2 protein-coding genes and 1 pseudogene are annotated in these 1,212 nt (G+C 59.8%); 1 reads left to right on the forward strand and 2 read right to left on the reverse strand.

Features of this window, described 5'->3' with window-relative positions:
• Together QY049_RS32720 and QY049_RS32725 are read right to left on the reverse strand one after the other, a co-directional pair.
• Window positions 1-234 (reverse strand): transposase (locus QY049_RS32720; protein ID WP_301270401.1); only part of this gene is annotated, 234 nt, incomplete at its 3' end.
• A 280-nt stretch (window positions 235-514) separates the two neighbouring features.
• Window positions 515-826: a transposase gene (locus QY049_RS32725; protein ID WP_128929863.1), complete on the reverse strand. Its 312-nt coding sequence runs from the start codon at window positions 824-826 to the stop codon at window positions 515-517.
• Between the two features lie 136 nt (window positions 827-962).
• On the opposite strand from QY049_RS32725, the pseudogene QY049_RS32730 reads away from it, so the two are divergent.
• Window positions 963-1,100 (forward strand): annotated as a pseudogene (locus tag QY049_RS32730) (transposase); the annotation flags it as partial.
• Between the last annotated feature and the right edge of the window lie 112 nt (window positions 1,101-1,212).

A 1,212-nucleotide genomic window follows, 5' to 3' on the forward strand; every position in this document is an offset into this window, starting at 1 on the left:
TTTACGGCCAGGTACATTCTTGGCGTACCGCGCGTTGACCAGAATGACCTCAAACCCGCGCTGTTCTAAGATCTCGTAGACTGGGATCCAATAGACCCCAGTGGATTCCATCGCGACACTGGTCACGCCGCACATCTTGAACCAGTCCGCCAGTTCATGCAGGTCTTGCGTGAATGTGCCGAATGCACGCACTGGCTTGTCGGTGCAGGCCGGGTTTACCGCGGCCATGTGCATCTTTGATCCGATATCGATAGGGCCGCGCCGAGGTTGACCAGCTTTAGGTCCGGGCCGCGGTCGGTTGTCCTGTTAGGCATCGCAACTCCTCCGTCCGATGATGGGCTGGAGGGTCAGGGCTATGCCAATTTGTCATCTTCCTAATCGGGATCGCCGTCGAAACGGCGTCACCACTCTCAAGTCCGCATGCGCCCATGGACCACGTTTTTTAACGGGGACAGCGCCTCCAATAAGCTGACGGCCGCTACCCTCCGAGCTAAAGGATAGCACAAGGCTGTTTCTATTCCGCGCAGGCGCGCCACGACGCTGGACAGTTTTTTAAAATGTCGCGCTCCATGCGCAGCCGTTCGTTCTCCTGACGTAGGCGGGCGATCTCCGAAGCCTGGTCCGCCGGCATCGGCGTCGCCTGCGTGGTGGGTCGCCACGCCGCCGATCCCGGCTCCTGCCGGAGCTTATCTACCCACCGTCGCAGCACCGAATCCCGCAGACCGAGCTCCTTAGCAACCGACCCGATCGAGCGACCGCTCGACGCGACCAGTTCGGCGGCCCGACGCTTGTAATCCTCGGTAAACGACCGACGTTGACGTTCCATTCGACACCTCCGGGCTCAACGAGCCTACTACAGGTGTCCACTCATTCGGAGGAGGTTCAGTGTCCACCTATTTTGGTGGACACCTCATGCATCACGGCACTCAAAAGCAAAAGGTGCGGAGAAATTCGCGCTTACCATAAGACGACCGTTGTCACCGCGTATTGAAGTGTTCGCTGGCGCAGGTCGCAAGCGGTGGCCGGATGAATTGAAGGCACAGATTGCCGCGGAAAGCCTCGAGCTGGGGGCGGTTGTCACAGACGTCGCCCGTCGCCATGGCTGCCGGCCCCAGCATGCGTAATCCGATGCAAGCCGGCCACTGATTGAACGAACCCGCTACGCGGCAGTAGGGGGCAAACCTGCTGAACTGAGGTGTCCTGTCTGAGAGG

It is taken from the genome of Bradyrhizobium sp. WYCCWR 13022, assembly GCF_030435535.1.
Lineage (GTDB): Bacteria > Pseudomonadota > Alphaproteobacteria > Rhizobiales > Xanthobacteraceae > Bradyrhizobium.

Excerpts from the sequence above, each read along its gene's own strand:
- QY049_RS32725 (WP_128929863.1), bottom strand. The coding sequence starts at position 826 with ATGGAACGTCAACGTCGGTCGTTTACCGAGGATTACAAGCGTCGGGCC.